General features: G+C 41.0%; 8 protein-coding genes and 2 pseudogenes. 6 read left to right on the top strand and 4 right to left on the bottom strand.

Annotated elements, in window-relative coordinates:
- The first annotated feature begins 47 nt into the window (after positions 1–47).
- The 4 genes and pseudogenes from TT11_RS13615 to purC all read left to right on the top strand — a co-directional run bounded on the left by TT11_RS13615 (position 48) and on the right by purC (position 3,924).
- Positions 48–1,256, top strand: coding sequence for a hypothetical protein (locus TT11_RS13615; RefSeq protein WP_261870843.1), 1,209 nt, complete (start codon positions 48–50; stop codon positions 1,254–1,256).
- A 450-nt stretch (positions 1,257–1,706) separates the two neighbouring features.
- Positions 1,707–2,612 carry a 4-hydroxy-tetrahydrodipicolinate synthase gene (gene dapA / locus TT11_RS13620; RefSeq protein ID WP_261870844.1) on the top strand — a complete coding sequence of 302 codons (906 nt, stop codon included), beginning with the start codon at positions 1,707–1,709 and terminating at the stop codon, positions 2,610–2,612.
- A gap of 120 nt (positions 2,613–2,732) precedes the next feature.
- Complete coding sequence (locus TT11_RS13625; protein ID WP_370587857.1) at positions 2,733–3,083, top strand: hypothetical protein; 351 nt, start codon at positions 2,733–2,735, stop codon at positions 3,081–3,083.
- Between the two features lie 126 nt (positions 3,084–3,209).
- Positions 3,210–3,924 (top strand): annotated as a pseudogene (gene purC / locus TT11_RS13630) (phosphoribosylaminoimidazolesuccinocarboxamide synthase).
- A gap of 463 nt (positions 3,925–4,387) precedes the next feature.
- Here the strand turns inward: purC and TT11_RS13635 are convergent.
- Positions 4,388–4,825, bottom strand: a complete 438-nt coding sequence (locus TT11_RS13635; protein WP_261870846.1) for a hypothetical protein — start codon at positions 4,823–4,825, stop codon at positions 4,388–4,390.
- A gap of 379 nt (positions 4,826–5,204) precedes the next feature.
- On the opposite strand from TT11_RS13635, the pseudogene TT11_RS13640 reads away from it, so the two are divergent.
- Together TT11_RS13640 and TT11_RS13645 are read left to right on the top strand one after the other, a co-directional pair.
- Positions 5,205–5,836 (top strand): annotated as a pseudogene (locus tag TT11_RS13640) (DNA-3-methyladenine glycosylase).
- 37 nt (positions 5,837–5,873) lie between these two features.
- Complete coding sequence (locus TT11_RS13645) at positions 5,874–6,185, top strand: NGG1p interacting factor NIF3 (RefSeq protein WP_261870847.1); 312 nt, start codon at positions 5,874–5,876, stop codon at positions 6,183–6,185.
- Between the two features lie 152 nt (positions 6,186–6,337).
- On the opposite strand, the gene TT11_RS13650 is transcribed toward TT11_RS13645, so the two are convergent.
- The 3 genes from TT11_RS13650 to TT11_RS13660 form a co-directional block, all read right to left on the bottom strand.
- Complete coding sequence (locus TT11_RS13650; RefSeq protein ID WP_261870848.1) at positions 6,338–6,712, bottom strand: hypothetical protein; 375 nt, start codon at positions 6,710–6,712, stop codon at positions 6,338–6,340.
- An 84-nt stretch (positions 6,713–6,796) separates the two neighbouring features.
- A complete protein-coding gene (locus TT11_RS13655) occupies positions 6,797–7,039 on the bottom strand; it encodes a hypothetical protein (protein ID WP_261870849.1) in 243 nt (80 codons plus the stop codon).
- The gene (locus tag TT11_RS13660; RefSeq protein WP_261870850.1) at positions 6,996–7,352 is read right to left on the bottom strand and encodes a hypothetical protein; all 357 of its coding nucleotides are present in this window, start codon (positions 7,350–7,352) and stop codon (positions 6,996–6,998) included. Before TT11_RS13660 ends, TT11_RS13655 begins: the two co-directional genes overlap by 44 nt.
- Positions 7,353–8,096 lie beyond the last annotated feature (744 nt).

Genomic DNA, 8,096 nt, shown 5'->3' on the forward strand with positions numbered 1-8,096 from the left:
CCGAGTCGCTTAGTAGGCTCGTACCATTATGCAACCGCTAGGTAATTATGACTGACCCCGCTCTACATACGCTTATTACGACGACGTCAGCAGCATTGCTAGCGTACATTGCACTGTGGTCAGGGCTACAAACGTTTAATGCCAATCCTACCAAGCGCTTTATGCGCATTTGGGTGAAGCTTGCATTATATTATGCCGCTTATACGATGCCTATTTGGGCAGTATTGCTTATCATGGTTTGGTCACAGGACCTGATGCCGATGTTAGCGCAGCTATCACTACCTGCCGTACTGATGGCAATATTGATGATGGGCTTATACTTTTATACTGTCATTGTACAACCCAATCGCTTACGATTAGAGCATCATTCTATTGACTTAGACTTATCTACACCGCTCAAAGTCGCCGTATTGGCAGATTTGCGCATAGGAATATATGGTGGTAAGCCGCGTCATATTCGCAAGCTGGTCTCTACTATCAACGCCTTGTCAGCAGATGCCGTACTGATTACGGGCGACTGGCTATATTATCCAAGTGCAGACTTGGTGGGTCAATTAATGCTATTTAAAGGGGTGAATAAACCTGTTTACACAGTCATGAGCACCTCGGACTTGCGTTATCAATCTATGAATACGACCAAGCAAGGTCAGCCACTACTAGAAGATACATTGGCCAGTACTTTCGATGTGCTCGATATTAACTATATCGGTCAGCAATGTACGTCATTGCCACTCAAGTGTGCAAGAGCAACAAATAAAAAGTCAGTCGTCAATCAGTCGACTAATCAAACTAATAATCAAGACAATGTTGAGCAAGAAAACCCGAATATAAATCCACTAGTAGCAGTGCTTTGCGGCTGGCAAGATGTGCCTAAGCAATCTACAGATATTGAAACGTCAGAGGCGACTGATAAAGCAATGCTTGGAACAGAGATTGCCAATGCCACCAGTCCAGTGATTATTTTGGCATCACGATTTGATAGTATCAGTGATCTGCCAAAATCTTTACAACCACGCCCTTTGTTGATAACCGGTGCTGCAAAGGCTATTCAAAAAAATATCCTGCTTGCTCAAAAACAGAACGATATTCGACGCAGTAGTGAGCAGTCAGGATTGCTATATAACAGTCGCATGGGTAAGCAGCGCGGCTCATATCAACATGCAAGTGCACAGATATTTGTTAGTAGCGGCATCGGTACGAGAGGGTTGCCTTTTCGATTCTATCGACCTACTATCGATGTGTTGACGATTCGTTAATATTACATAAGAGACTTATCAGCGTACGTTGATTGCGCTAAACTGCTCCTTTAATGATGTAAGTATTCATCTACAAGGTTTTAGTTCAAATTCTATAAATTTAAGCGAAAAGTAATACATGTTTTTTGGTACTAAAATTATGTGCTGACTGCCAATTGATTGATAGCGGTCAAATCAAAATATGCTACACTAACGAGCACTCTTATTATTATATTTCTGTCGGTTAGTAAGCAGGCCTATTACTCTTGGTAGATGGCCATCACGATACTGATATCGTAGATATAATCATCTATGATACAAACGCTATTATAGTAAGTAGAGACGCAGCATTAACATCAAGTAAGTTACGCCATTAGCGTTTATCAACGCATAGAAAGCAATGGCCACTTGCAAACGACCTATCATGTGACAGCTTTAATAAAAGCTAGGATAATACAGTAAGGCACGGTTATGAGCACAGCATACGACGAGATCAAAACCCGACTACAAGGCTCAATGGTAGCCTTGGTAACGCCCATGCACCCTGACGGTAAGGTCGATTATAAACGTCTCGCAGATCTCATAGATTGGCAGATCGAGCAGGGCACGCATTGCCTTGTGGCTGTTGGTACTACTGGCGAATCAGCGACCCTATCTATGCAAGAGCATAGCGATGTTATTCGCTATTTCGTTCAGCATGTCAAAGGTCGTGTACCGGTCATCGCGGGTACTGGTGCCAACAACACGATGGAAGCCATCAAGCTGACTCAGGATGCTGCCGATGCAGGCGCAGACTGTGCGTTGCTCGTTGCTCCTTACTACAATAAGCCGCCACAAGAAGGCTTGTTTCAGCATTATCAAGCCATTGCCAAAGCCGTAAATATACCGCAAATGCTGTATAACGTGCCTGGCCGTACAGTGGTTGATATCGCTCAAGCAACAGTCGAGCGTTTGTGTGATATCGATAATATCGTTGCTATCAAAGATGCGACAGGATCTGTCGGTCGCGGTGAGCAATTGATCAAAGCCGTCGGTGACAGAATGGTTGTGTTATCTGGTGATGACGGCACTGCGCTTGATCTAATGAAAGTAGGCGGCAAAGGCAATATCTCAGTCACTGCTAATGTAGCGCCAAAAGCCATGAGTGAGACTTTTTCTGCGGGTTTACGTGGTGACTTTGAAGCGGCTAATCAGATTCATGACGTGGTCAAGCATCTGCACCGCGACCTATTCATCGAATCAAGCCCTATCCCAGCTAAGTACGCGCTACATAAAATGGGTATGATCGATACGGGTATTCGTCTGCCATTAGTTTGGCTCGCGGAGCAGCATCATGCGACTATTGATGAAGCATTGGTTCGAGCAAACATACGATAAATTGATATTTAGCCAATTGATATTCGGCGATTTAAGACTTGCTGCACATTAGATGAGTGCCATTCGATCTAGTAGCAAGTCACCTTATCACGGTAAGTCAATCGCCTAAATGAGCAATAACTGCTAACTCAGAGAGACAACATGATGACAATATCATCAAAAACAGTATCATCAAAAACGACAAAACTACTTCCTGCAATACTGACCTTAGTTTTGGGTAGTACGTTGGTATTGAGCGGCTGCCAAGCGACCAAGAGCCTGCTTGGTAAGCGCGACAATGGCAGCTTAGACTATCAACAAAGCAAAAAGCTTGCACCGATAGAGCTGCCGGCTGCTCAAGAAACAGCGCCTTTCGTGCCTTTGTATCCGACCCCTAATGTGGGCGCGAACACGCTTAAACTACAGAATGAGTCAGGTAATCAGTATCAGTTGCCAAAGCCTCAGCGTGCTGTTAGTAGCCCTTCAAACTAATTTATTTCTTCATTTGTACCGCCGATTTTTATGATTGTTGATTAAAATAATATCGATATTGTAATAAGAGTCAGCGGTCGCTGCGCGTTTTTACCACATAAGCTTGAACGAACAGGAACCCCCATAATGCAAAAGCAACAACTGCTGTATAAAGGTAAAGCTAAATCTGTCTATGAAACAGAAGACAATGATCTTCTGATTTTGCACTTCCGTGATGATACCTCAGCGCTTGATGGTAAGCGTATCGAACAATTGGCACGTAAAGGTGTGGTTAATAACCGCTTTAATGCTTTTATCATGCAAAAATTGTCTGATGCTGGTATCGAAACGCATTTCGAAAAGCAATTGTCTGACGACGAAGTGTTGGTTAAACGCTTGGACATGATTCCTGTAGAGTGCGTGGTGCGTAACTTTGCAGCTGGTAGTTTGGTGCGTCGTTTAGGCTTAGAAGAAGGTCAAGCATTGACGCCGCCAACTTATGAGCTTTTTTTATAAAGACGATGCGCTAGGTGATCCGATGGTTAACGAATCACTTTCTGTGTCTCTTGGTTGGGCGACCAAAGAGCAATTGGCTAAGATGGAAGAGCTAACCTATCAAGTCAACGATGTATTAAAGGCATTGTTTGATGCGGGTGATTTAATCTTAGTTGATTTTAAACTAGAGTTTGGCGTATTCCATGACCGTATCGTGTTAGGTGATGAGTTCTCACCAGATGGCTGCCGTATCTGGGACAAGAACACCAAGAAGAAACTTGATAAAGACCGTTTCCGTCAGTCACTAGGTGATGTGATCGAAGCTTATGAAGAAGTGGCTGACCGTATTGGTGTACCATTAAAATAAGTATCAGATACTTAGCATAAAATAAAAACTGAGCCATGTGCTCAGTTTTTTATGGCATTATATTTATGATGGTACCCTAGTGAGGACTCGAAACTTGGGCTGTAGGCTAATGGTATCAAGGTTTCAACTTATGGAAATAGTCATAGTGTACTTCGTGGTGTACCTGCCATACACATTCTATTCGTGATCGATGCGCTATACAGGAATCGATCTGGCAGATGTATGAAGCACCTCGGAATTTCCATACTCTCTCAGATTGTTGAATCTTAAACATTCCCAATGTGGCTCAGCATACGCATACGCATCAACCATACAGCGTCAAAGAAATACTTTTTGTGGTACTCATCGGCCCAATAGTGATATTGATAATATCGCAAACCTAGAGAGCACAAGAAGCTTACTACCAATGCCAATATAAACCATGAAATGTGCGGTGTTCTTTTAAGAAAAAAACGATAAAGCATTAAAAAAGACATGGCACACAAACTAAAATACCAAGCAAAAGCACATATCCCCATGCCACTATATGTCCATTTGAAGTGTAGCCGACAGGAAAAACATCATAAAAACTTAGAGCTATCGAACATAACAACAAGATGGCTAAAATGACTGAAAATTTGGTCGAATAGTTTGGTATGGTAAGTAATCGAACAACAAGGTAGAAGAATATATAGTTTCCACAAACAGCTAATATTCCGTAGTCTCCAAACATCAGACCAAAAGGTAAGTATAACGTACCCAATATTAGAGTACCCATACCTCCACCGTCTTCACCACTCCCTACCATTATACTTAGCTTATAAGCAGGTAATAATAAACAAAGAACATAAGTTATCATCAAAAATTGAGTTACTAACTTTAGGTTTTGGTCTGATACAAGCAGAGCTGGTCTTTTATTCATAATATTTATGGCTTGTATGCGATTTTGTAAGTGGATGAGGAAAAGTACAATTCGAGCTTTCTAAGTAGCCAGTGATAGCTTTTGATTCAAGGCTTTTCAATAGAGAGTATACTCCAAGGGAACCGGTTATTTCACCCCTCAAACCTATTAATAGACCACTTAAAACAGACTGCTATAATGGAACCACTTATAACAGACTACAATCCCTATCTGTTTATCAACCAGTATCACTCTTTAGGCACGGGCTAGTAGTTTAGCTCGTATAAAAAAATCAAACATAGCGCCAACATTGTCCTCGATACCTTATCTTACTTTTATGCTAATTTGTTAGTACTTACTCATATCAATTAGACTATAAAAATAAGGAAAGGTTTCGCTGATGTCTACTGCCTCATCAACTATTTTAGAGCCTGAATGGTTCACTCGTCCGACCTGTGTGGTCGCTGCTGACCTGATTGGTAAAGTCTTATGTCGACAGCTAACAGATAGCGATGGACAGCAAGAAACGCTACGTATGCGTATCTCTGAGACCGAAGCCTATATTGGTCAAGATGACCCCGCTTGCCATTCACATGCAGGCACTCGAACGGCGCGCACAGAAATTATGTATGAGCAAGGTGGCGTGTTCTATGTCTATCTGACCTATGGCGTGCATCATATGCTAAATTTGATTAGCGGCTCTGTAGAGTCGCCTGAATCGGTATTGATTCGCGCTGGGTTTTTGACCGATGATAGTGACCGTCTGATCGAAGAGCAACAAATCAGTTCAGATAAGCAGTTTACTCATCCTAAGCAGTTTGCAGGCCCTGGCAAATTGACCAAACGCTTGCAAATTGATCGCGATTTATATGGCAAATCTATTTCGCATCATCAGACGTTTGGATAGAAGATGATGGCTGCCAGCCACTTGTATCACTACGCCCACGTATTGGTATTGATTATGCAGGTGATGCCAAAGACTGGCTGCTACGTTATATATGGACCGATCATCCTTCCTTATCTAAAAACTAGCAGATTGAGATTCAAAACCATTCTATGAGGTAAACCTATGTATAAGTTGACCGTTTTTATTCCTGATGCAGCGTTAGACCAAGTGAAATCTGTTCTGTTTACTGCTGGCGCTGGGAAGATTGGAAACTATGAGCAATGCTGTTGGCAGGTACGAGGGGTCGGTCAGTTTATGCCATTATCAGGCAGTGAGCCACACATTGGTACACAGAATAGTTTAGAAACGGTTGATGAGTGGCGAGTTGAAATAGTGGTGGATGAAGCTTTTATTGATGCTACTATTACCGCGTTAAAAGAAGCGCACCCCTATGAAACGCCAGCTTATGATGTGATAAAAGTCTTGGATTTTTAGTTTTATATAGAAAAGTACCAGATTCTTGAGTGTAAGAATTCTCATAAAAAAAACCAAATAAATCATTTAATGACTTATTTGGTTATAAAGTTTTTAAAGTTTTTAAAGTTTCAATTGAGTATTAATAGTAGATATCAGACCCTAATGATCGATTAATCTTTTTTAAGTTTAATCACGTTGTAGCTTGGATAGCCTAGCTCGATTTTGTAATCGTCGCGTCCACGTTCAGCCTTTATCTTAATCTTACGATCACCATTTTTATATTTGACGTCTTTGACGCGATATCCCATGCTAAGGACTTTACTAGCAGCTCGTTGCTCGACAACGGAGACATAGCTGTCTTTGTCGTTCTTTTTGTCTTTGTGTTTTTTTATGGCCTTTATTGTCTTATGAGAGTGCTCGTAAAGGTCGTCATAGCCATTGTAGCCATTCGGCGCAGTCACACAGCCTGTGGTCACTGCCAATAAAGCTGCGACTATGCTGCCAGTCGCTACCGTTTTTAATGTTGAAAATGATAGAGTTTTCATAATGATTTCCTAATAATATATCGTTGCTCAATATGGGTAAAAGTTAAATGTACCGAGGTCATTAGCTGAAAATGCTGAAAGTAATCAATCTTTTCTGACTTTCATAACATCTAAATTTGGATAACTTAATAATATTTCGTACTTCTGTGAACCTCGTTTGGCCTCAATCTCAAAGACACCGCGCTTATTTTTTTCTTCAAGATCGATATCTTCGACACGGTAGCCCATAGCTCTTACTTTATTGACAGCACGGCGTTTGATAGCTGGGTAACGTGATTCTCTTTTAATAGTATCTTCGACATCGCCTTTTTTTATAGCGCTGACCATTCTGATAGTTATCTTTATGTTTGTTTTCTTTATAGCGGTTATTATTATTTTGCGACTTATTACCCCAGTTATCTGGCCATGCTTTTTTGCTTGAGCTGATGAGTCTTAGAGCAGGGTAAGTATATTTTAGCTCGTAGGCTTGGTTGTTCTTTTTAGCATACGCCGTAAGAGCTCGATCACCACGGTAACTATCAGCTCTGATATCTATAACTTGATAGCCTTTGCGACGCAAGTCTTGTCGAAGCTGCTGACTTACGCGATTAAAATTATTGTTCTGGCTATTATTATCACCACGATATACGCTGATTGTCATATCCTGAGCCTACAGCTGTACAACCCACTGTCGTACCCAGTAATACAATGACAAGACCGATAGACAAAGTGGCCTTAATAGAAAAGGGTTTTATTATTTCCATGAGGCAATATCCTATGATGGTATTAAGTAGGTCGTGTAGGTTAAAGGTACCTATATTCTCTATAACTATAAGATTTTAAAAGTATTTTGGTGCGTTGGATTAGTTCGTAATTAATAAGCATCTCTAATAATTTATTGTTCGAAATATTTCCTTACATTATCTATAATAGAGTACAAAACTTTGCGCTAGGTGTCATTTGCGTTAATAAGTTGTAATAATTGTGGCAAATAAAATATATTGTTGTAAGCATATGCTTACACGCAATGACGTTTACGCGACTTAACATAAGAGCGAGAGTTAGGCATTATAGTCACACGGCATTAGGGAATGTGACTCAGGGATTGAGTTAACCGCATAAAGGATAATGATTCGATAACTAACGTCAGGATGACAATAGCGATTGAAGTAAGGACACATACCCTTTGCTGATAGCAGCCAGTAATACTGAAGCTGTAGTGTAGTAAAAAGGGCAGGATGCCCAGTATCACAATATACTGAATATTTGTGCAAGGATGCATGAAAAGCAGTCGTGATAGGTAACATGGATAGTTAACAATAAAACCGCATAACAATTGATTGCTATGCGGTTTTATCGTGTCTGGAGGATGGTAATTTATTTCTCCAACAGCTTATCTGTAGAG

The sequence above is a fragment of the Psychrobacter sp. JCM 18901 genome, assembly GCF_000586435.1.
Lineage (GTDB): Bacteria > Pseudomonadota > Gammaproteobacteria > Pseudomonadales > Moraxellaceae > Psychrobacter.

Bases quoted from the DNA above. Each gene is read 5' to 3' on its own strand.
- dapA (WP_261870844.1), top strand. From the start codon at position 1,707: ATGAGCACAGCATACGACGAGATCAAAACCCGACTACAAGGCTCAATG.
- TT11_RS13645 (WP_261870847.1), top strand. From the start codon at position 5,874: ATGTATAAGTTGACCGTTTTTATTCCTGATGCAGCGTTAGACCAAGTG.
- TT11_RS13635 (WP_261870846.1), bottom strand. From the start codon at position 4,825: ATGAATAAAAGACCAGCTCTGCTTGTATCAGACCAAAACCTAAAGTTA.
- TT11_RS13650 (WP_261870848.1), bottom strand. From the start codon at position 6,712: ATGAAAACTCTATCATTTTCAACATTAAAAACGGTAGCGACTGGCAGC.
- TT11_RS13655 (WP_261870849.1), bottom strand. From the start codon at position 7,039: ATGGTCAGCGCTATAAAAAAAGGCGATGTCGAAGATACTATTAAAAGA.
- TT11_RS13615 (WP_261870843.1), top strand. From the start codon at position 48: ATGACTGACCCCGCTCTACATACGCTTATTACGACGACGTCAGCAGCA.
- TT11_RS13660 (WP_261870850.1), bottom strand. From the start codon at position 7,352: ATGACAATCAGCGTATATCGTGGTGATAATAATAGCCAGAACAATAAT.